Here is a 21,199-nt window from a genome sequence, read left to right on the forward strand (position 1 = left end):
TGATGGGAATTTCGCGCGCGCTACTAATTCCGCCCGTTGTGGCGTCGCAGCAGTAGTGCTAGCGAAAACTTGTTCATGGCCTCAATGTACCACAATCAAACACCGTGTGCATAGCCCTGTTCTATGACACCCATTACTGATGCAGCCCGCGCTCTTCAGGCTCGTCGGTCGAGGTGCTGATGACACTGGTCGGCTTGCCCTTGGCCTTGCGCCAGGCATAGATGACATAACCGCTGAGACCGTAGACCACGAAGACGCCGAACAGCACCACCGGCGGATGGATATTGACGACCGCAATGCCCAGGGCGATCAGGACGATCACCACGAAGGGCACGCTCTTCTTCATATGAACGTCCTTGAAACTGTAGAAGGGCACATTGCTGACCATGGTCAGGCCGGCGTAAAGGGCCAGCACGAACATGGGCCAGGCCACGGCCGGCCCCGTCACATCCAGCTCGGTCATGATCCAGATGAAACCAGTCACAAGGGCCGCTGCGGCAGGCGAAGGCAGGCCTTGGAAGTAACGCTTGTCCACCACACCCGTGTTGACGTTGAAACGCGCCAGGCGCAGTGCCGCACAGGCACAGTAGACAAAAGCCGCAATCCAGCCCCAGCGCCCCAGCCCCTTGAGCGCCCACTCATAGGCGATCAGGGCGGGCGCCGCACCAAAGGACACCATGTCGGACAGCGAATCCATCTGCTCGCCAAAGGCGCTCTGGGTATTGGTCATGCGCGCCACACGCCCGTCCAGGCTGTCCAGCACCATGGCGGAGAAGACACCGATGGCGGCCAGGTCGAACCGCCCGTTCATGGCCATGACGACGGCATAAAAACCGCCAAACAGGCCGCCCAGGGTGAACAGATTGGGCAGGATGTAGATGCCCTTGCGGCGCTTGCGCACCATCACGGCCTCCCCTTCGCCGATGCGATCCTCTACGCCATCATGCATGTCGCACCTCCGTCCCGCAAGGGCAGGTCTGCAGATCAAGGTCTTGAGTATTCATGGCGGCAAGTGTAAGGCAGACCACGCTTGCGTGAGACAAAAAAACAAGGCCACCGAAGTGGCCTTGTTGTCAGCGGTGGAAAGCGATCAGTTGCGGGTCTGGTCGACCAGCTTGTTCTTGGCGATCCAGGGCATCATGGCGCGCAGCTGGCCGCCCACCTTCTCGATACTGTGGTCGGCCGTGTTGCGGCGGCGGGCCGTCATGCTGGGGTAGCCGGTGCGGCCTTCCAGGATGAACATCTTGGCGTAGTCGCCGTTCTGGATGCGCTTGAGCGCGTTGCGCATGGCGGCGCGCGACTGCTCGTTGATCACCTCGGGGCCGGTCACGTACTCGCCATACTCGGCATTGTTGGAGATCGAGTAGTTCATGTTCGCGATGCCGCCTTCGTAGATCAGGTCCACGATCAGCTTGAGCTCGTGCAGGCACTCGAAGTAGGCCATCTCGGGAGCGTAGCCGGCCTCGACCAGGGTCTCGTAACCCATCTTGATCAGCTCGACGGCGCCACCGCACAGCACTGCCTGCTCGCCGAACAGGTCGGTTTCGGTCTCTTCCTTGAAGTTGGTCTCGATGATGCCGGCCTTGCCGCCACCATTGGCCATGGCGTAGGACAGGGCCAGGTCACGGGCCTTGCCGCTCTTGTCCTGGTGCACCGCCACCAGATGGGGCACGCCGCCGCCCTGGGTGTAGGTGTTGCGCACGGTGTGGCCGGGCGCCTTGGGGGCCACCATCCACACGTCCAGATCGGCGCGCGGCACAACCTGGTTGTAGTGCACATTGAAGCCGTGGGCGAAGGCCAGCGAGGCGCCCTTCCTGATGTTGGGGGCCACGTTGTTGGTGTACACCTCGGCGATCTGCTCGTCGGGCAGCAGGATCATGACCACGTCGGCCGACTTGACGGCGTCATTCACTTCCATCACGGTCAGGCCGGCCTTGCCGACCTTGTCCCACGAGGCGCCGCCCTTGCGCAGTCCGACCACGACCTTGACGCCGCTGTCGTTCAGGTTCTGGGCATGGGCATGGCCCTGGCTGCCGTAACCGATGATCGCGACGGTCTTGCCCTTGATCAGGCTCAGATCACAGTCCTTGTCGTAGAAAACTTTCACTTCTTTCTCCTTGGGATAAAACGGGTCAAAAAAACTCAGACGCGCAGAATGCGCTCGCCACGGCCGATGCCGCTGCTGCCGGTACGCACCGTCTCCAGGATCGCGCCGCGATCGATCGCCTCGATGAAGGCATCGTTCTTGGACTGGTCACCCGTCATCTCGATGGTGTAGCTCTTGTCGGTGACGTCGATGATACGACCGCGGAAGATATCCGCCATGCGTTTCATCTCCTCGCGCTCCTTGCCCACCGCGCGCACCTTGACCATCATGAGCTCGCGCTCGATGTAGGCGCCCTCGGTCAGGTCGACGACCTTGACGACTTCGATCAGACGGTTCAGGTGTTTGGTGATCTGCTCGATCACGTCGTCCGAGCCGGTGGTCTCGATCGTCATGCGCGAGAGGCTCGGGTCTTCCGTCGGTGCGACGGTCAGGGATTCGATGTTGTAACCACGGGCCGAGAACAGACCCACCACGCGGGAGAGCGCGCCAGGCTCGTTCTCCAGCAGTACTGCAATGATGTGTTTCATATGTATGGATTCCTCTTTTCGCTCCGGCCAGCCCTTGCGGGCCGGCCTCCGCGGAAGCTTTCGCTTTCGCCGCCCTCCCCCGGTCGCGGTAACGACCGGGCTTGGCGGGCAATAGATTCGTCTTGGTTTGAGAGTGGCGCGGCCTGAGCGGCCGCACCACCGGCTTACAGGTCTTCGGCTCCCAGCAGCATCTCGGTGATGCCCATGCCGGCCTTGACCATCGGGAACACGTTCTCGGTGGGGTCGGTGCGGAAGTCCATGAAGACCGTGCGGTCCTTGAGCTTGCGTGCCTCGCGCAGCGCCGGCTCCACGTCCTGCGGCTTCTCGATCAGCATACCGACGTGGCCATAGGCCTCGGCGAGCTTCACGAAGTCGGGCAGCGCGTCCATGTAGCTGTGGCTGTAGCGGCCGGAGTACTCGATCTCCTGCCACTGGCGCACCATGCCCAGGTAGCGGTTGTTCAGCGACAGGATCTTGATCGGCGTGTTGTACTGCAGGCAGGTCGACAGCTCCTGGATGCACATCTGCACCGAGCCCTCGCCCGTCACGCAATAGACCTCGCTCTCGGGCTTGGCCAGCTTGATGCCCATGGCGTAGGGGATGCCCACGCCCATGGTGCCCAGGCCGCCGGAGTTGATCCAGCGACGCGGCTCGTTGAACTTGTAGTACTGGGCCGCCCACATCTGGTGCTGGCCGACGTCGGACGTGATGTAGGCCTCGACGTCCTTGGTCATGTTCCACAGAGTCTCGATCACGTACTGCGGCTTGATCACGTCCTTGTTGCCACGGTCGTACTTCAGGCAGTCGCGCTTGCGCCAGCCATCGATCGCCTCCCACCAGGAACCCAGCGCACTCGCATCGGGTCGGGCCGGGCTTTCCTTGATCATGGCGATCATCTCGGTCAGCACGTCCTTGACGTCGCCCACGATCGGGATGTCGACCTTGACGCGCTTGGAGATGCTCGACGGGTCGATGTCGATGTGGATGATCTTGCGCTCGTTCTGCGCGAAGTGCTTGGGGTTGCCGATCACGCGATCGTCGAAACGCGCGCCCACGGCCAGCAGCACGTCGCAGTTCTGCATGGCGTTGTTGGCCTCGATCGTGCCGTGCATGCCCAGCATGCCCACGAACTTGGGATCGGTCGCCGGGTAGGCGCCCAGGCCCATCAGGGTGTTGGTCACCGGGTAACCCAGCATGTCCACCAGGGTGCGCAATTCGGCCGTGGCATTGCCCAGCAGAACACCGCCACCGGTGTAGATGTAGGGTCGCTTGGCTGTCAGCAGCAACTGCAGCGCCTTGCGGATCTGGCCCGCATGGCCCTTGCGCACCGGGTTGTAGGAGCGCATGGTCACCGACTCGGGGTAACCGGCGTAAGGCACTTTCTTGAAGGAGACGTCCTTGGGAATGTCCACCACCACGGGGCCGGGACGGCCGCTGCGGGCGATGTGGAAGGCCTTTTTCATGGTCTCGGCCAGGTCCTTGGCGTCCTTGACCAGGAAGTTGTGCTTGACGATGGGTCGGGTGATGCCGACAGTGTCGCACTCCTGGAAGGCGTCCAGGCCGATGGCGGCGGTGGGCACCTGTCCGGTGATGATCACCATCGGAATGCTGTCCATGTAGGCCGTGGCAATCCCGGTGATGGCATTGGTCACGCCGGGACCGGAGGTGACCAGCGCTACGCCCACGTCGCCGGTGGCGCGCGCATAGCCGTCGGCGGCATGCACGGCGGCCTGCTCGTGGCGCACCAGGATGTGCTGGATGGTGTCCTGCTTGTAAAAAGCGTCGTAGATGTGCAGGACGGCGCCGCCGGGATAGCCCCAGACGTACTTGACGTCCTCTGCCTGCAGCGCCTTGACGAGGACCTCGGCGCCACGCAACTCTTCTCCCTGACCGGCAGCACTGGCTGCCGCGGCGGAAGTGATTTCAGCCTTGGAAATTTCCATGATGAACCTTTGTGAATTTCTCTGACGAAAAACCTTGGGTGCCCCTTCACAAACGCTTGTGACATCGCGTCGGGACTTGAGGTCAAGGCCATGGGCGCCATGGATAGCCGCGCCGGACCGTGACCCGTTTGCTTTTTGATTCGCAGCGCGCATTATCGCACCGCAGCATTCAAATTGGCAGCCAAGAGCGCATAAATGTATGCACGCAGTGCCATAATGCAGCCCCAAAGCCGCCTCAGCCTCTCAGAAATACCCTCGCGCCCCCTGGTTCCAGCCCTTGGCCACCGAAAAAGAACTGTCCGACTTCCTCAAAAGCGTGGAAAAACGCGCTTTCAAGCGTTCGGTCTACCATGTGCGCAATGACGAGGCGGCACTGGATATCGTGCAGGACAGCATGATGAAGCTGGTGGAGCACTACAGCCACAAGCCGCCCGATGAGCTGCCCATGCTCTTCCAGCGCATCCTGTCCAACACCACCCTGGACTGGTTCCGCCGGCAGAAGACGCGCAACGCCCTGTTCTCCAACCTCAGCGACTTCGAATCCGAGGGGGATGACGGCGAATTCAATCTGTTGGAAAATCTTGACAGTTCGGATCAGGCCACCCAGGTCGAAAGTGCAGAAAGCTCGACCCAACGGGCCCAGATCTTGCGCGAAATCGAGATGGAAATCCAGGAACTGCCCGCCCGTCAACGGGAAGCCTTCCTGATGCGTTACTGGGAGGAACTGGACGTGGCGGAAACCGCTGCGGCCATGGGCTGCTCCGAAGGCAGTGTGAAAACACACTGCTCCAGGGCGGTTCAGGCTCTGAACAAAGCCTTGAGGGCCAAGGGAATACAACTATGAAACAGATGATCAGCGACGGCTATCTGTCCATCCAGGACCGTTATGGTCGCCAACTGGCGGCCCGCCTGGATGCGTCCGCCTCGGCCCTGCCGCACGACATCAGTGAGCGGCTGCGTGTCGCGCGCCTGCAAGCCATGGGCAAGTACCGTGAAGTCCAGGCCCGGGAAACCGCCGGCATCTCCCTGGGCGGCGGCGTGGCGGCGCTGGGTGGCGGCGAGGATGAGCGCGGGCTGTGGCCCCGGCTGGTGTCCCTCGTGCCCCTGCTGGCGCTGATCGCGGGCCTGGTGACCATCCAGATGGCAGGAACCAACCAGATCGCCGAGGAACTGGCCGAGCTCGATGCCGCCATCCTGACCGACGACCTGCCGCCCGACGCCTATGCCGACCCCGGCTTCGCCCAGTTCCTCAAGGCGCGGCTGGACCAGCTGCAACAAAACTGAGCCATGCACCCGATGGCCTGCTCAACCCACACCTTCCGCCAACCAGGCCCCGCCGCTCGGGGCGGCTGGATGTCAGTGCTCCTGCTTGCCCTGTGCCTGCCGGTTCAGGCAGCGCCGTCCGAAGGCACGGCCGGCCAGACCGTCACCGGGCGATCGCTCCACCGGCTCGACCGCACCTCCCGTGGCGCCAGCGCCGGAACCCTGGTCGCCACCGCGAGCAAACCGGCCTGGAAGGAACTGACACCCGCTCAACGTCAAGCCTTGCAGCCCCTGGCTCCACACTGGGACCGTCTGAGCGAGCGACACAAGCTCAAGTGGCTGGCACTTTCCAAAAATTACCCGGCACTGAGTTCCGATGAGCAGGTCAAACTGCATCTGCGCATGAGCAAATGGGCCACCTTGAGCCAGCAGCAGCGTGCCCAGGCCCGCCAGAACTTCAAGGAAATCAAGGGCTTGAGCCCCGAGCAGAAGGCCAGCGAGTGGGAAGCCTATCAGGCTTTGAGTCCCGAGGAAAAACGCAAGCTCGCCCAGCAGGCTCGCCCCCAAGCAGCCGGCGTGACCACCGCGGTCAAGCCCGGCACCACCCCCAAACTGACCCAGATTCCCCGCCGGGCATCGACAGCACGGCCCCATGTGGCCGAGGCTACCTTCCCGCTCCAGCAATACACGCTGCTGCCGCGTGTGGAAGCCCGCAGCGAGGTTGAGCGCTCCCCCTACGAGGACGAGCCTGCCGAGTGAGCCCCGATCATCGCGTGATCGCCCCTCAGGCGCCAGGGGCTGATCCGCTGCCCCCCCAAGCTGTTCTGGCCACTCCCGGGCTGGCGCGCCGCATGGCCTGCTGGCTGTACGAGGGCATGCTGCTCTTCGGCGTGATCTTCATCTCCGGCTACCTCTTCAGCGCCCTGTCGCAAACGCGCCACGCCCTGGACAACCGGCCCCTGCAGCAGGCCTTCCTGTTCGTGGTGCTGGGCATCTACTTCACCTGGTTCTGGGCCAAGGGCCAGACCCTGGCCATGAAGACCTGGCACATCCACGTCCTGGACCGCCAGGGTCGCCCGATCAGCCAGCCACGTGCCCTGCTTCGTTATGTGCTGAGCTGGCTCTGGTTCCTGCCACCGCTGGCCGCCATCGCCCCTTTCCATCTTTCCGGCGCCGAATCGTCGGTCATCGTGCTGGGCTGGATCGCCGTCTGGGCCTTGCTGAGCCGCTTCCATCCCCAGGGCCAGTTCTGGCACGACGCCTTGGCCGGCACGCGCCTGGTCGATGCGCGGCCACGCACCCCCTGATCCGTCACGAAGCTGGGGGACAATCCGTCCCATGTCCGAGACTCCACCCCCCTCCCCCGCCAACCCGCAAAAAAGCCGCATCGGCCTGAACCGTGTCTGGCACGCCCTGGGCTACTCCATCGAGGGCCTGCGCGCCGGCTGGCATGAAACGGCCTTCCGCCAGGAAGCCGTGGCCGCCATCGTGCTGCTGCCGCTCTCGCTGTGGATAGGCCGCAACTGGACCGAAACATCCCTGCTCGCCGCTTCGGTGCTGCTGGTCATGATCGTCGAGCTGCTCAACACCGGCATCGAGACTGCCATCGACCGCATCGGCCCCGAGTGGCACGACCTCTCCAAACGCGCCAAGGACATGGGCAGCGCCGCTGTGCTGCTCAGCCTGCTGCTCTGTGCCGGCATCTGGGGCGCCGCCCTCTACCAGCGCTTCCTCGCATGACCCCCTCCTTTTCCCTCTGCGTCTACTGCGGCTCACGCCCGGGCCTGGATCCGCAGTTTGCCGTCCTGGCACGTACCGTGGGGCAGTGGATCGGACGGCGCGGCGGGCAACTCGTCTACGGTGGCGGCAAGGCCGGGTTGATGGGTGTCGTGGCCGAATCGACCCTGGAGGCCGGGGGCCGTGTCGTCGGCGTCATTCCCAAGGCCCTGGTGGAGAAAGAATGGGCGCTGCACGATTGCACCGAACTGCACATCGTGGATACCATGCACGACCGCAAACGCATGATGGCCGAGCGCGCCGACGCCTTTGTGGCCCTGCCGGGCGGCATCGGCACTTTCGAGGAACTGTTCGAGGTCTGGACCTGGCGCCAGCTGGGCTACCACGACAAGCCGGTCGGGATCCTGAACTGCGGCGGCTACTACGACGGCCTGCTGGCCTTCCTGGCCGCGACGGTGCAGCAGCAATTCCTCAGCGACTGGCAGATGGGCCTGATCCAGACCGGCAGCGAACCAGTGTCCCTGCTCAGCAGCCTGGTGCAGGAGGCCGGCTTGGCGCCCGCCGCCCGCCTGGACGGGATTTAAACCGCCGCGTTGTCGAGTTCGCCGGTGCGGATACGCACCACGCGCTCGACCGAGGTGATGAAGATCTTGCCGTCGCCGATCTTGCCGGTGCGGGCGGCCTTGACGATGGCGTCGACGCAGCGGTCCACATCATCGGACTTGACCACCACCTCGACCTTGACCTTGGGCAGAAAATCCACCACGTATTCGGCGCCGCGGTAGAGCTCGGTATGCCCTTTCTGGCGGCCGAAGCCCTTGACCTCGGTGACGGTCAGGCCGGTCACGCCGCACTCGGCCAGAGCCTCGCGGACTTCCTCGAGCTTGAAGGGCTTGATGATGGCGGTGATCTGCTTCATGGTTATTCTTCCTGTCGATGAGTAAGCTGAGAATCGGCCCGCTTGCGATGCAAGTCAGGCCCGGAACTTGTTGGTAATAGGATAACGCCAATCCTTGCCGAAACTGCGGTGGGTCACGCGGATGCCTACCGGCGCCTGCCGCCGCTTGTATTCGTTGAGCTTGATCAGCCGCGTCACCTTCTCCACGTCGGACCGCGCATAACCCTGGGCCACGATTTCCTCGATGCCCTGATCGTTCTCCATATAACGCTCGACGATGGCGTCCAGCACCTCGTACGCGGGCAGGCTGTCCTGGTCCTTCTGGTCGGGCCGCAGTTCGGCGCTCGGCGGGCGCGTGATGATGCGCTCGGGGATCGGGTCGGCGCCGCTGCCGTGCGGGTCGTGGGCATTGCGCCAGCGCGCCAGCCGGAACACCGTGGTCTTGGCCAGGTCCTTGATGACGGCAAAACCGCCCGCCATATCGCCATACAGCGTGCAGTAGCCCGTGGCCATTTCGGACTTGTTGCCCGTGGTCAGCACGATGCGCCCGCTCTTGTTGGACAGGGCCATCAGCAACGTGCCGCGGATGCGCGCCTGGATGTTTTCCTCGGTCGTGTCCTCGGGCAGATCTCGAAACTCGGCCGCCAGCGAGGCCTTGAAGGCTTCGAACTCGGGCGCGATGGAGATCTCGTCGTACTGCACGCCCAGGCGCTGGGCCATGTCACGCGCATCGATCCAGCTGATGTCGGCCGTGTAGGGCGAGGGCATCATGACCGTGCGTACCTTGTCCGCGCCCAGCGCGTCGACCGCGATGGCCAGCACCAGGGCCGAATCGATGCCACCCGACAGACCCAGGATGGCCCCGGGGAATCCGTTCTTGCCCACGTAGTCGCGCACGCCCAGCACCAGGGCGTCCCAGAGATCGGCGTCGGCGCTGCGATCGGGTTCAATGGTTCCACCCAGCCGCAGACCGGTCGCGGTGCGCTCGACGGTAAGCGTGAACAGATCGTCTACGAAACTTGGCGCCCGTGCCGCCAGGGCGCCATCGGTCTGCAAGGCAAAGGAGTGGCCCTCGAACACCACTTCATCCTGCCCGCCCACCAGGTGCGCATAGACCAGGGGCAGGCCGCAGTCCCGCACCCGCTGCCGCATCATCTCCTCACGTTCGCCCCCCTTGCCCACGTGGAAGGGCGAGGCGTTGATCACGGCCAGCAGTTCGGCCCCGGCCGCCCGAGCCTCCCGTGCCGGGACCTCGTACCAGGCGTCCTCGCAGATCAGCAGGCCCACCTTGACGCCGCACGCTTCGAAGACGCAGGCCTCGCGGCCCGGCACAAAGTAGCGCCGCTCGTCAAAGACCTGGTAGTTGGGCAGCTCGCGCTTGGCATAGGCGGCCACGACCCGCCCCTCGCACAGCACACTGGCCGCGTTGACGCGGTTGGGCACGGTCACCGAACGCGTGCGCGGCCCGCCCGCCTCGATGGCGGCCGGATGGCCCACCACCACGGTCATCTCCTTTAACCCGGCCAGCTCGCGGGCCACTGTTTTCACGGCATCATCACAGGCGGCGATGAAGGACGGTCGGAAAAACAGGTCCTCGGCGGCATAACCGCAGATGGAGAGTTCGGGCGTGAGCAGCAGGCGCGAACCGCTGGCGTGAGCCTCACGCGCGGCAGCGATGATTTTCTGCGCATTGCCCGCCATGTCGCCGACGACGAAGTTGAGCTGGGCAAGGCAGATACGCAGGGTCATGGAAGGCAAGAGAAGTCGGGAAGCAGCGTGAGTAAAAGCAATTATGTCATCCGGGTGCTCGACACACCTTTGCGGATCGAGGCCCGGCTCTGGGATGAGTTGCTGGCGCTGCAGGCCCAGCCCACCCCCTTCATGCAGCACGCCTACCTGGCCGCACTGCACCGCAGCGGCAGCGCCGTGCCGGCCAGCGGCTGGACGCCGCGTTTCCTCACCCTGTGGGACACCGCAGGATGCCTGCAGGCTGCCTGCCCGCTCTACCTGAAAAGCCACTCACGCGGTGAATACGTTTTCGACTGGTCCTGGGCGGATGCCCACCATCGCCACGGTCGCGCCTACTACCCCAAGGCCGTGGTGGCCGTGCCTTTCACGCCGGTGCCCGGCAGCCGACTGCTGGCCCGCGATGCGGCGGCACGCACGGCGCTGATCGAAGCGGCCCTGGACCTGTGCCGTGAAGCCGGCTGCTCTTCCCTGCACCTGCTGTTTGGCGCGCCCGCCGACATCAGCAGTTCGGAGCAAGCCGGCCTGCTCCTGCGCCATACCGTGCAGTTTCACTGGCAGAACAGGAACACTGTTCTCTACCGTGACATGGAGGATTTTCTGGCCGCCCTGAACCAGGAAAAACGCAAGAAGATCCGGCAGGAACGGCGCAAGGTGCAAGCGGCCGGCGTGACGCTGCGCCATGCCCGTGGCGCGGACATCAGCGTCGAAGACTGGGATTTTTTCTACCGTTGTTATGAGCAGACCTACCTCGAGCACGGCAACCCGCCCTATCTGAGTCGACGTTTTTTCGAAGAGGTCGCCGGCACGCAGTCGCAGCACTGGCTGCTCTTCATCGCCGAACGCCAGGGCCGGCCTGTCGCCAGCAGCCTGATTGCCGTCAGCGATGCCGGAAAGGAGAAAGTGGCCTGGGGACGCTACTGGGGTGCGCTGGAGCGGGTCGACTGCCTGCATTTCGAGGCCTGCTATTACAGCCCGCTGGCGTGGTGCATCCAGCAGGGATATCACCGCTTCGAGGGCGGTGCGCAGGGGGAGCATAAGCTGGCCCGTGCCCTGCTGCCCGTGCGCACGAGCAGCGCCCACTGGCTGTCACACCCGGAGTTCGCCAGTGCCATCGAACGCTTTCTGGAGCGTGAAACGCTGGGCATCACCGACTATGTGGATGAGCTGGAGCGACACTCCCCCTTGAGGCAGGAAGGCTAGCGACGGCTCAGAAGCTTTCCCAGTCGCTGTCATTCCCTCCGGCCTTGCCGCTCAATTTGGGAGGCGGACTGGACAAGGCCATAGGAGCGGCGGCCGGGCTATTCCCTTTGCCTGCAGGCCGAGTTGCGGCCGCGCGCGCCGGCAGGCTTGCCGGCTTGCTCGGTCGGCTGACCGGGGCCGGCGCTGAAGTCGAGGCGCCGAATTCATTCGGCTGCGCATCTACCTTGAACACGGCCACGGTCTGCACCAGATCCTGGGCCTGACTCTTGAGGCTGCTGGCCGCGGCTGCCATCTCTTCCACCAGCGCCGCGTTCTGCTGCGTGGCCTGATCCATGTTCGTCACGGCTTCGCCGATCTGCGCCACACCCTGGCTCTGTTCGGTGCTCGCTGCACTGATCTCGCCCATGATGTCGGTCACCCGGCGGATGCTGGCCACCACCTCGTTCATGGTCGCACCAGCCTGGTCCACCAGAGTCGTGCCCTGGCCCACGCGGCTCACGCTGTCGTTGATCAGGGTCTTGATCTCCTTGGCCGCTTCCGCGCTGCGGCTGGCCAGGCTGCGCACTTCGGCAGCCACCACGGCAAAACCACGGCCCTGCTCGCCGGCCCGTGCCGCTTCCACTGCCGCATTGAGCGCCAGGATGTTGGTCTGGAAAGCGATGCCGTCGATCACGCTGATGATGTCGGCGATCTTCCTGGAGCTGTCGTTGATGCCCTTCATGGTGTCCACCACCTGGGCCACCACCTCGCCACCCTTGATGGCCACGGTCGAGGCGCTCTGCGCCAGCTGGTTGGCCTGCTTGGCGTTGTCAGCGTTCTGGCGCACGGTGGAGGACAGCTCCTCCATGCTGGCCGCTGTTTCCTGCAGCGCACTGGCCTGGCTCTCCGTGCGTGCCGAGAGGTCATGGTTACCCTGGGCGATTTCGGCGCTGGCGGTGGAAACGGAATCGCTGCCCTGGCGTACGCGGCTCACGATGCGGGCCAGGTTGTGCTGCATGGCTGCCAGGGATTTCAGCAACTGGGCCACTTCGTCGGAACCGCGTGCTGGAATCTGCGTCGTCAGATCCCCTTCGGCGATATGGCGTGTTGAGTCGGCCGCCTGCTGGACCGGGCGGACGATCGAACGCGTAACCAGATAGGCCAGGACCATGCCCAGCAAGACCGCCAGCACTGTGCCGCCGGCCTGAGCCAACTGGCTCCGGCCCGCTGTGGCTTCGGCTTCCTCCTGTGTTTCGGCCAGGATCTGACGGGCGTAAGCTGCCACCTGGTCCACCGCCTTGAGGTAGGTTTCCGCCAGCGGGCGCAAATCCGTGTCGACCGCCCCGAGGATGTCTTCACCGGCCTTTTGCCGTTTGATCAGGGCCGCACGGGCGTCGAGATAGGTTTTGCGATGTTTTGCCACAGCCACCAGCAAGTCCTTGCCGGCAACATCCTCCACCATGGCCTCCAACTGCTGCTGGTCCTCGCTGATGGCCTTGGACGTGGCCGCCATGTCTTTCTGCAGGGACTCGATATAGGGCTCGTCGCGGGTCTTGAGCGCCGCCGAGGCCCGCACCCAGTTGATGGCAATCTGTGAAGCCCAGCGCTGGGCCAGCAGGCTGCGCTGCAGCTCGACCGTGACGATGTCGTGGCTGATGTCCTTGAGCGTTCCGAGCCGCCAGACACCCAGGACCGAAACGGTGGTGGTGATCACAAGCACCGCGGCGAAAGCGAGCGCCAAGCGGGTACCGATCCGGAGTCGAAGCCAGAAAGCCATAGTTTTGTCTCCTGCTGTCTTTACCCCCCGTACCCGTCAGGGGTCGCCCTAGCCCTACCCGTCAACGCGGGCTTGTACTGTTGCTCAGTTGCTTGCCGTGGCCAGCATGCCCATCTCGGCATTGCTCATCATCGCTTCCATGTTCATCACGATCAGCATGCGCTCGCCCACATTGGCCAGACCCGTGATGAAGCGGGTGTCCAGCGTGGTATCGAACTGCGGCGCCGGCTTGATCGCATCGGCGCCCAAGGTCACCACATCGGACACCGAATCCACCACCGCGCCGATCACGGTGCCGCGCACGTTGAGGATGATGACCACGGTGAACTCGTTGTACTCGACCTTGTCCAGGTTGAGCTTCATGCGCAGGTCGACGATGGGGACGATCACACCGCGCAGGTTGACCACCCCCTTGATGAAGGCCGGCGCATTGACCATGCGGGTGGGTTCTTCATAGGAGCGGATTTCCTGTACCCGCAGGATGTCGATGGCGTACTCCTCCTTGCCCAGACGCAGGGTCAGGTACTGGCCGGAGGCCGCCGCGACGGCCGTGCTATCGGAGCGGGTTTCGCTGGTGCTCTGCATGATCATGCTCCTTCCTGACGTGTGGCGCCGGGTTGACCTCCGGTTCATGATACACGCGGGAGTTCACCGGGTGTAGCTCAAACTGGACCGGAAAAACCCTGCGATTCCACGGCCGACGCATAAAAAACGCCGTCAGACCCAATGGGCCTGGCGGCGTTGCAGTCTCTTGCGGTAATCAGCTCTTGGACTGCTTGCTCTTGTAATTGGCGATGCCGTCCATGATTTCCTTCTTGGCCGAATCCGGGCCCTCCCAGCCCTGCACCTTCACCCACTTGCCCGGCTCAAGGTCCTTGTAATGCTCGAAGAAATGCTCGATGGTCTTGAGGCGCATCGGGTTCAGATCCTCGGGTTTTTGCCATTGGGTATAGAGCGAGAGGATCTTGTCGGTGGGCACGGCCAGCACCTTGCCGTCTTCACCGGCCTCGTCCGTCATCTTGAGAATGCCGATCGGACGGCAGGGCACCACCACGCCCGGAATCAGCGGGACCGGGGTGATGACCAGCACGTCGACCGGATCGCCGTCGCCCGAGATGGTCTTGGGCACATAACCGTAGTTGGTCGGGTAGTGCATGGCCGTGCTCATGAAACGGTCCACGAAGATGGCGCCGGTTTCCTTGTCGACTTCGTACTTGATGGGGTCGGCGTTCATCGGGATTTCGATGATCACGTTGAAGGCTTCGGGAACATTCTTGCCGGGGGTGACGTTGTCGAGGGACATGGTTGCTTCTTGCTGAGTTGAAACGGAAAGAGATCAGTATTAACCCTGATTTTACTTGCTCCGCACTGACGTCCTCTTGAATCGGGCTGTTTTCACGTTACAGTCCGCCCGTTGGCCAATCGTCCTGTCAGACCTGTGGGCTGTCGCGGCGAGGAAGCAACGCATCGGTGGCACCGCCCCCCTGCGTTGCCACCCCTACGCGATACAACACAGGAGATTGATATGACAGGCAATTCGGCGCTGATACTGGCGCTCGTGTGTGGACTCATCGCCGTGGCTTACGGCATCTGGGCCCGCAGCTGGATCCTCTCGCAAGACGCCGGCAACGCGCGCATGCAGGAAATCGCGGCGGCCATCCAGACCGGCGCCGCCGCCTACCTGGCGCGCCAATACAAGACCATCGCCATCGTCGGCGTCGTGCTGACCATCCTGATCGGCCTCTTCCTCGACGGCCAGACCGCCGTCGGTTTTGTCGTCGGCGCCGTGCTCTCGGGCGCCTGCGGCTTCATCGGCATGAACGTCTCGGTGCGCGCCAATGTGCGCACCGCGCAGGCCGCCACCAAGGGCATCGGCCCGGCGCTGGACGTGGCCTTCCGCGGCGGCGCCATCACCGGCATGCTGGTGGTGGGACTGGGCCTGCTGGGCGTGACGGCCTTCTACTGGTTCCTGGCCGGCAACGGCAACCTGAACGCCAGCAGCAACCTGGCCAAGCTGCTCAATCCGCTGATCGGTTTTGCCTTCGGCTCCTCGCTGATCTCCATCTTCGCCCGCCTGGGCGGCGGCATCTTCACCAAGGGCGCCGATGTGGGCGCCGACCTGGTGGGCAAGGTCGAAGCCGGCATCCCCGAGGACGACCCGCGCAACCCGGCCGTGATCGCCGACAACGTGGGCGACAACGTGGGCGACTGCGCCGGCATGGCTGCCGACCTGTTCGAGACCTATGCCGTCACGCTGATCGCCACCATGGTGCTGGGTGCCCTGCTGGTCACCGGCGCCGGCACCAGCGCCGTGGTCTACCCGCTGGCCCTGGGGGCCGTGTCCATCATCGCTTCCATCATCGGCTGCTTCTTCGTCAAGGCCAGCCCGGGCATGAAAAACGTGATGCCTGCGCTCTACAAGGGTCTGGCCGTGGCCGGCGTGCTCTCGCTGATCGCCTTCTTCTTCGTGACGATGTGGCTGATGCCGGACAACGCCATCACCGCCGCCGGCAGCCAGATGCGCCTGTTCGGCGCCTGCGCCGTCGGCCTGGTGCTGACCGCCGCCCTGGTCTGGATCACCGAGTACTACACCGGCACGGAGTACGCCCCGGTCCAGCACATCGCCCAGGCCTCCACCACCGGCCACGGCACCAACATCATCGCCGGCCTGGGCGTGTCCATGCGCTCCACCGCCTGGCCCGTGATCTTCGTGTGCATCGCGATCTGGGTGTCCTTCCAGCTGGCCGGCCTGTACGGCATCGCCATTGCCGCCACCTCCATGCTGAGCATGGCCGGCATCGTGGTGGCCCTGGACGCCTACGGCCCCATCACCGACAACGCGGGCGGCATCGCCGAGATGGCCGAGCTGCCCTCCAGCGTGCGTGACATCACCGACCCGCTGGACGCCGTGGGCAACACCACCAAGGCCGTGACCAAAGGTTACGCCATCGGCTCGGCCGGCCTGGCTGCGCTGGTGCTGTTCGCCGACTACACGCACAAACTGGAAGCCTACGGCAAGGTCATCAGCTTCGACCTGAGCAACCCGATGGTCATCATCGGCCTCATCATCGGCGGCCTGATCCCCTACCTCTTCGGCGCCATGGCCATGGAGGCCGTGGGCCGCGCCGCCGGTGCGGTGGTGGTCGAAGTGCGCCGCCAGTTCCGCGACATCAAGGGCATCATGGACGGCTCGGGCAAGCCCGAGTACGACACGGCGGTCGACATGCTGACCACGGCCGCCATCAAGGAGATGATGATCCCCTCGCTGCTGCCCGTGGTGGTGCCGATCCTGGTCGGCCTGGTGCTTGGCCCGGCCGCACTCGGCGGCCTGCTGATGGGCACCATCGTGACCGGTCTCTTCGTCGCCATCTCCATGTGCACTGGCGGCGGCGCCTGGGACAACGCCAAGAAATACATCGAGGACGGCCACCATGGTGGCAAGGGCAGCGAAGCGCACAAGGCCGCCGTCACCGGCGACACCGTGGGCGATCCCTACAAGGACACCGCCGGCCCGGCCGTCAACCCCTTGATCAAGATCATCAACATCGTGGCACTGCTGATCGTGCCGCTGATGATGCGCTTCCACGGCTGAAGCCGGCTCTCCGGCTCGTCGCCAGGCCCGCCATCCGGCGGGCTTTTTTTCGACAGGCAGTTCGGCGATGGGGAAAGCCCATCCCTGTCTCGCCACCGATAGCCAAGACACTGCCGCCTCGCACCATGGGTGGGCCTAAACCGTGCATTCGACGGATGGTGATAACGCTGGTCAGCCGCGACCAAATACCTATAATCAAAGCGTCGTTGGTGAAGGGCCCGGGACACAACGGGCTGGATCGGTTTCTCTGTTAACCCGGGAGTGCTCTTCCATGTTCGATATGTTCCGTTCCTCGCGCAACCCCTCCAGTCACGGCGTCTCGGCCGACAGCCCGTCGACGACAGGCTCGTCCATCCAGTCCCAGAATCCCATCAACTACCGCGATCTGGTCCGCATGGTCCTGCGCGACACCCTGCGGCTCAATGGCATCCCGATCGACTGGGTCGGCTGTGAAGTCATTGCACGGCCTCACAGCGGCCAGGCCCAGAACTTCCAGATCAACCTGATCGTCTACACCTGGCACGAGGGCCTGCTGCGCTACGCCCCCCTGCTCAAGCAACAGATCCTGCAAGGCCTGCAGCATTTCGACCCGAGCAACAACCACGGCGCGCACGTCATGGCCTGGGTGTTTGCCCCGACCTGCGGCTTCCCCCACACCCGCATGCCGGGCCCGGCCTATTGGCGGGTGTCTGCCGATCTGGGCAAATTCGACCTGCCCCCCTCGGTCAGCGACCTGCATCGTGACGACCAGGACCATATTCCCACCGTGCCCACACCGCTGCGCTGAACACGGCAGGGCCGTTCAAAGCAAGCCGGTCGTGCATGAACACGCCGGAGCCCCGGGGCATATGCGCTACCATGCCCTCTGCTTTGCGCTCTGCCGGGAAACACGTTGAAAATTCTGGTTGTCGATGATCACGCCTTGATCCGTGAGGGTCTGCGCCAGGTGCTGCGCGGGCTGGAAAACGACGTGGATGTGCTGGAAGCGGGCTCCTGCGCCCGGGCCTTCGAGCTGGCGCAGCAGGAACCAGAACTCGATCTGGTTCTGCTGGACTACCACCTGCCGGACATGAATGGCCTGGAGGCCCTGGACGTTTTTGCGCGCCAGCATCCAGCCCTGCCCATCATCGTGCTGTCCGGCTCGGTCAATCCGCGCATCATGCAGCAGGTCATGCAAAAGGGCGCCGCCGCCTTCGTGACCAAATCCGGCATGAGCGATGAACTGCTCTCGGTCACCCGCCTGGTGCTGGCCGGCGGCGTGCACATGCCCAGCCTGCCCATCCTCGGCGCAGAGGAGGGTTCGGCTGATCTGCCCCCGCCTCTGTTCACGCCACGCCAGGAAGAAGTGCTGCAGCTCCTGCTGAACGGCTACTCCAACAAGGAGATCGGGCGCATGCTCTACCTCTCGGAGGAGACCGTGAAAAACCATGTGAGCAACATCCTGCGCGGCTTTGGTGTCACCACCCGCACCCAGGCGGTGCTGGCGGCCAAGCGCCACGGTTTTGTCGGCTCGGGGCGGCCGCAGATGGCGCCTGACGACGCCAGCGGAGCAGCGTGACTCCCTAGACGGGCTGGGGCCGGGCCAGACGGCGGATCAGCGTGCGCAGCTTGGCGGGCCGTACCGGCTTGTGCAGCAGCGGCAGGCCGGCATCGCGGCAGGACTGGATCAGTTCCGGGTCGGTGTCGCCACTCATCAGGCAGGCCGGCAGGGGACGTCCCAGGGTCGTGCGCAGCTGCTGCAGGGTCTGCATGCCACTTTCACCGGCCCGTAAACGGAAATCACTGAGGAGCAGGTCGGGCGTGAAGCCGCCATGGAGCAGGGTCAAAGCCCCTTGCAAGCCCTCCACCACGGCCACCACGCAGCCCCAGGAATCGAGCAGGCCGCGCAAGGCTTGGGCCGAGTGCATATCGTCCTCGATCACCAGGATGCGCAGGCCGCGCACATCGTCCGGCAGGGGCTCGACCGCAGCCAGCATGGCCTGCAGGTCACCGGACGGCGCCAGCGGCACCTCGATGCGGAAACGCGTGCCGCGGCCGGGAACGGAACACAGATCCAGCCCATGCCCGAGCAGACGCGCCGTGCGGTCCACGATGTTGAGGCCCAGACCCAGGCCCTTGCTGCGGTCCCGCTCAGGATTGCCGATCTGATAGAACTCGCGGAAGATGTCCTGCTGATGCTCGGGGGGAATGCCCACACCTGTGTCCCAGACCTCGATCCAGAGATGACTGCCACCGCGGCTGCGCCGGCAGCCGATCAGCACACCACCATGGCCTGTGTAGCGCAGCGCATTGCTGACCAGATTGAGCAGGATCCGATGCAACAGGGTCGGGTCGCTCTGCACCCACAGTTCGCTGTTGCGCACGCGAAGGCGCAGCCCCTTGTCCGCAGCCACCGGCAGCAATGCGCCGCGCAACTGCTCCAGCAAGGGCGCCAGCGGCACCGGCTGCTGCTGGACCCGCACGGCGTCAGCATCCAGGCGGGAGATGTCGAGCAGCGCATCCAGCAGGTCCTGCATGGCGCGCACCGATGCCTCCAGGTTGCTGATGAGATGGCGGGTCTCACGGTCGTGCGGCAGTTGGGCCAGCCGCGCCACGAACATGCCCAGGGCATGGATGGGCTGGCGCAGGTCATGGCTGGCCGCAGCCAGGAAACGCGACTTGGCCCGCGTGGCGGTCTCGGCCTCGTCCTTCTTGCTGCGCAGTTCCGCGGTCGCCTGGGCCACCCGCTGCTCAAGCTCGTCGCGCCCCTGCTGCAAGTGCTCGGCCATCTGGTTCAGGCCCTGCTGCAGATCGCGCAGCGGATCATCGGGCCGCACCTGCCCCCGCACGGACAACTCACCATGCCCGATGCGCTCGATCATGTCGGAGACGCGCAAGATGGGCTGGATCACGCCACGCCCGATGCGCACCGCCAGCACCCCCCCAAAAAGCAGCCCTCCCAGGGTGACCGCCAGACCGATGGCCAGCATGTCGTGGCTGCGCGAGACCACAGCCGCGCGCGAAATCTCCAGCACCACATGTCCCAGCGGCGGCGCCTCGCCCCGGTCCACAGGGGTCGCGCTCTCGAACAGGTCGTCCAGTCTGAGCTGCGAGGGACTGACAGGCTGCACCCATATTTCGAGACCGGTCGCTGCATCCAGCCAGCGCTGCTCCTGCAGCCCCAGCACTGGCAGCGCCATCAGTCCGGATGCACCCGCCAGGGCCAGCGCCTGTCCCTTTGTGTTCAGGATCATGACGGAGCGCACATCAGGCTCACGCAGGGCGCCAGCTGCGATGGTCTGCAGGCTGCCGGTGTTGGCGGAGAACAGGCCGTATTCGCTGGCGCTGGCCAGCTGGCGTGCCAGCGAGCGGGCGCGCTGCAGATGGGCCTCGTCGAGATCGGCATAACGACCGGCCAGAAAGACCGTGGACAGCAGCACGGCCACCAGGGTCACCGGCAGCAGCGCCGCCAGCAGCATGCGGTCGCGAATATCGAAGAATCTCATGGACCGCGCTCCAGTTTCCGCAAACGCTCCGTCAGCACCGCCGCGTCCAGCTTCAGGCCCAGCGAACGCGCCACATGTTCATTGACGCTGACTTCGAAATGCAAGGGGTACTGCGGCACACCCAGCGGCTGGCCCTGCAGCACACCGCGCGCCAGCAAACCGGCCTGCTGGCCGATCTGTGCCGGTGTCGAGTAAACGGCCATCAGGGCGCCGGCCCGCACATAGGCCGGCGAAAAAGCCAGCATGGGCACCTGAGCGCGGAAAGACGCCAGCAGGATGTTCTGGATGCTGTTGCTGTTGTAGATCTGCGGATCAGCCAGGGCCAGCAGCAGATCGGATTCATCCAAGATCTTTTTCAGGCCATTGAACACAGGCTCATCCGGCTTGACCGGCACCCCCACCACCCGCAGTCCGCGCGCCAGGGCCGCCGATTCCAGTTGAGCCTCATTGCTCTGGGATTCCGCCCCCCACAACACCCCCACGCGCCGGGCCTGCGGCAGCGCCAGCCGTACCAGCTCGAGCTGGCGACCCAGCGGCTGGTTCAGGTACAGGGCCGAGAGGGAGGCGCCGGCGCGCCGGCCGGTATCACGCAGCACACGCTCGAAACTGCCGCGCGGCAGCAGGGTGCACAGCACCGGCGCTGCGGGGGCCGTGCGCGCCAGCAGGCCGCAGGCCTCGGCGCCCAGGGCGATGTACAGACGCGGCGCTGCCCCCCGATAGGCCGACCAATCGGCAGCCGTGAACTGCAGCACCTCGCGCCTGGCCTCTGCCGTGCGGGCCAGTTCGCCCATCACCGCCTCGGCCGCCTGCTGATAGGCCGCGCTCTGTTCGCTGCGCACGACGATCACCCCCGGCTCGTTGGCGCGCGCGGGGCGAGCCAGCGCCGTCAGCAGCAGCAGAAGCAGGAGCGGCAAACCATGCCGCAACAGAACGGGCATGGGT

21 protein-coding genes are annotated in these 21,199 nt (G+C 64.6%); 10 read left to right on the top strand and 11 right to left on the bottom strand.

The window, feature by feature from the left end; all coding sequences use genetic code 11:
* Nucleotides 1–133: 133 nt before the first annotated feature.
* From pssA to ACYVH8_RS05755, 4 genes are all read right to left on the bottom strand, one after another.
* Complete coding sequence (pssA, locus tag ACYVH8_RS05740) at nucleotides 134–949, bottom strand: CDP-diacylglycerol--serine O-phosphatidyltransferase (protein WP_460487924.1); 816 nt, start codon at nucleotides 947–949, stop codon at nucleotides 134–136.
* A gap of 141 nt (nucleotides 950–1,090) precedes the next feature.
* The gene (gene ilvC / locus ACYVH8_RS05745) at nucleotides 1,091–2,107 is read right to left on the bottom strand and encodes a ketol-acid reductoisomerase (protein ID WP_460487925.1); all 1,017 of its coding nucleotides are present in this window, start codon (nucleotides 2,105–2,107) and stop codon (nucleotides 1,091–1,093) included.
* Nucleotides 2,108–2,142: 35 nt separating this feature from the next.
* Nucleotides 2,143–2,634, bottom strand: a complete 492-nt coding sequence (gene ilvN / locus ACYVH8_RS05750; protein WP_057676394.1) for an acetolactate synthase small subunit — start codon at nucleotides 2,632–2,634, stop codon at nucleotides 2,143–2,145.
* A gap of 164 nt (nucleotides 2,635–2,798) precedes the next feature.
* Nucleotides 2,799–4,577 (bottom strand): acetolactate synthase 3 catalytic subunit, encoded by a 1,779-nt coding sequence (locus tag ACYVH8_RS05755; RefSeq protein ID WP_460487926.1) that lies wholly within the window; start codon nucleotides 4,575–4,577, stop codon nucleotides 2,799–2,801.
* A gap of 277 nt (nucleotides 4,578–4,854) precedes the next feature.
* Here ACYVH8_RS05755 and ACYVH8_RS05760 point away from each other — a divergent pair, with 277 nt between their 5' ends.
* From ACYVH8_RS05760 to ACYVH8_RS05785, 6 genes are all read left to right on the top strand, one after another.
* Nucleotides 4,855–5,421 (top strand): RNA polymerase sigma factor, encoded by a 567-nt coding sequence (locus ACYVH8_RS05760; RefSeq protein ID WP_460487927.1) that lies wholly within the window; start codon nucleotides 4,855–4,857, stop codon nucleotides 5,419–5,421.
* Nucleotides 5,418–5,861 carry a DUF3619 family protein gene (locus tag ACYVH8_RS05765; RefSeq protein ID WP_460487928.1) on the top strand — a complete coding sequence of 148 codons (444 nt, stop codon included), beginning with the start codon at nucleotides 5,418–5,420 and terminating at the stop codon, nucleotides 5,859–5,861. The genes ACYVH8_RS05760 and ACYVH8_RS05765 overlap by 4 nt, the downstream gene beginning before the upstream one ends.
* 69 nt (nucleotides 5,862–5,930) lie before the next feature.
* Nucleotides 5,931–6,599 (top strand): DUF3106 domain-containing protein, encoded by a 669-nt coding sequence (locus tag ACYVH8_RS05770; RefSeq protein WP_460487929.1) that lies wholly within the window; start codon nucleotides 5,931–5,933, stop codon nucleotides 6,597–6,599.
* A gap of 92 nt (nucleotides 6,600–6,691) precedes the next feature.
* Entirely contained in the window at nucleotides 6,692–7,147 is a 456-nt protein-coding gene (locus ACYVH8_RS05775; protein WP_460487930.1) for an RDD family protein, read from the top strand.
* A gap of 31 nt (nucleotides 7,148–7,178) precedes the next feature.
* The gene (locus tag ACYVH8_RS05780) at nucleotides 7,179–7,580 is read left to right on the top strand and encodes a diacylglycerol kinase (protein ID WP_460487931.1); all 402 of its coding nucleotides are present in this window, start codon (nucleotides 7,179–7,181) and stop codon (nucleotides 7,578–7,580) included.
* A complete protein-coding gene (locus tag ACYVH8_RS05785) occupies nucleotides 7,577–8,161 on the top strand; it encodes an LOG family protein (RefSeq protein WP_460487932.1) in 585 nt (194 codons plus the stop codon). Before ACYVH8_RS05780 ends, ACYVH8_RS05785 begins: the two co-directional genes overlap by 4 nt.
* Here ACYVH8_RS05785 and ACYVH8_RS05790 read toward each other — a convergent pair.
* Together ACYVH8_RS05790 and ACYVH8_RS05795 are read right to left on the bottom strand one after the other, a co-directional pair.
* The gene (locus tag ACYVH8_RS05790) at nucleotides 8,158–8,496 is read right to left on the bottom strand and encodes a P-II family nitrogen regulator (protein WP_460487933.1); all 339 of its coding nucleotides are present in this window, start codon (nucleotides 8,494–8,496) and stop codon (nucleotides 8,158–8,160) included. The genes ACYVH8_RS05785 and ACYVH8_RS05790 overlap by 4 nt on opposite strands.
* Nucleotides 8,497–8,550: 54 nt before the next feature.
* Nucleotides 8,551–10,224 carry an NAD+ synthase gene (locus ACYVH8_RS05795; RefSeq protein WP_460487934.1) on the bottom strand — a complete coding sequence of 558 codons (1,674 nt, stop codon included), beginning with the start codon at nucleotides 10,222–10,224 and terminating at the stop codon, nucleotides 8,551–8,553.
* A 27-nt stretch (nucleotides 10,225–10,251) separates the two neighbouring features.
* On the opposite strand from ACYVH8_RS05795, the gene ACYVH8_RS05800 reads away from it, so the two are divergent.
* Nucleotides 10,252–11,424 (top strand): GNAT family N-acetyltransferase, encoded by a 1,173-nt coding sequence (locus ACYVH8_RS05800; RefSeq protein ID WP_460487935.1) that lies wholly within the window; start codon nucleotides 10,252–10,254, stop codon nucleotides 11,422–11,424.
* 7 nt (nucleotides 11,425–11,431) lie between these two features.
* On the opposite strand, the gene ACYVH8_RS05805 is transcribed toward ACYVH8_RS05800, so the two are convergent.
* The 3 genes from ACYVH8_RS05805 to ppa form a co-directional block, all read right to left on the bottom strand.
* Entirely contained in the window at nucleotides 11,432–13,180 is a 1,749-nt protein-coding gene (locus tag ACYVH8_RS05805; RefSeq protein WP_460487936.1) for a methyl-accepting chemotaxis protein, read from the bottom strand.
* Between the two features lie 84 nt (nucleotides 13,181–13,264).
* A complete protein-coding gene (locus tag ACYVH8_RS05810) occupies nucleotides 13,265–13,771 on the bottom strand; it encodes a chemotaxis protein CheW (RefSeq protein ID WP_460487937.1) in 507 nt (168 codons plus the stop codon).
* Nucleotides 13,772–13,940: 169 nt separating this feature from the next.
* The gene (gene ppa, locus ACYVH8_RS05815; protein WP_460487938.1) at nucleotides 13,941–14,483 is read right to left on the bottom strand and encodes an inorganic diphosphatase; all 543 of its coding nucleotides are present in this window, start codon (nucleotides 14,481–14,483) and stop codon (nucleotides 13,941–13,943) included.
* A gap of 222 nt (nucleotides 14,484–14,705) precedes the next feature.
* On the opposite strand from ppa, the gene ACYVH8_RS05820 reads away from it, so the two are divergent.
* The 3 genes from ACYVH8_RS05820 to ACYVH8_RS05830 all read left to right on the top strand — a co-directional run bounded on the left by ACYVH8_RS05820 (nucleotide 14,706) and on the right by ACYVH8_RS05830 (nucleotide 18,330).
* Nucleotides 14,706–16,772 carry a sodium-translocating pyrophosphatase gene (locus tag ACYVH8_RS05820; protein ID WP_460487939.1) on the top strand — a complete coding sequence of 689 codons (2,067 nt, stop codon included), beginning with the start codon at nucleotides 14,706–14,708 and terminating at the stop codon, nucleotides 16,770–16,772.
* Between the two features lie 271 nt (nucleotides 16,773–17,043).
* Nucleotides 17,044–17,559: a hypothetical protein gene (locus ACYVH8_RS05825; protein ID WP_460487940.1), complete on the top strand. Its 516-nt coding sequence runs from the start codon at nucleotides 17,044–17,046 to the stop codon at nucleotides 17,557–17,559.
* Nucleotides 17,560–17,664: 105 nt separating this feature from the next.
* Nucleotides 17,665–18,330, top strand: a complete 666-nt coding sequence (locus ACYVH8_RS05830) for a response regulator transcription factor (RefSeq protein WP_460487941.1) — start codon at nucleotides 17,665–17,667, stop codon at nucleotides 18,328–18,330.
* Nucleotides 18,331–18,334: 4 nt separating this feature from the next.
* Here the strand turns inward: ACYVH8_RS05830 and ACYVH8_RS05835 are convergent, their stop codons facing one another.
* Both ACYVH8_RS05835 and ACYVH8_RS05840 read right to left on the bottom strand, forming a co-directional pair.
* Nucleotides 18,335–20,257, bottom strand: a complete 1,923-nt coding sequence (locus tag ACYVH8_RS05835) for an ATP-binding response regulator (RefSeq protein WP_460487942.1) — start codon at nucleotides 20,255–20,257, stop codon at nucleotides 18,335–18,337.
* Nucleotides 20,254–21,195 carry an ABC transporter substrate-binding protein gene (locus tag ACYVH8_RS05840; RefSeq protein WP_460487943.1) on the bottom strand — a complete coding sequence of 314 codons (942 nt, stop codon included), beginning with the start codon at nucleotides 21,193–21,195 and terminating at the stop codon, nucleotides 20,254–20,256. The genes ACYVH8_RS05835 and ACYVH8_RS05840 overlap by 4 nt, the downstream gene beginning before the upstream one ends.
* Nucleotides 21,196–21,199 lie beyond the last annotated feature (4 nt).

The organism is Curvibacter fontanus, assembly GCF_054780335.1.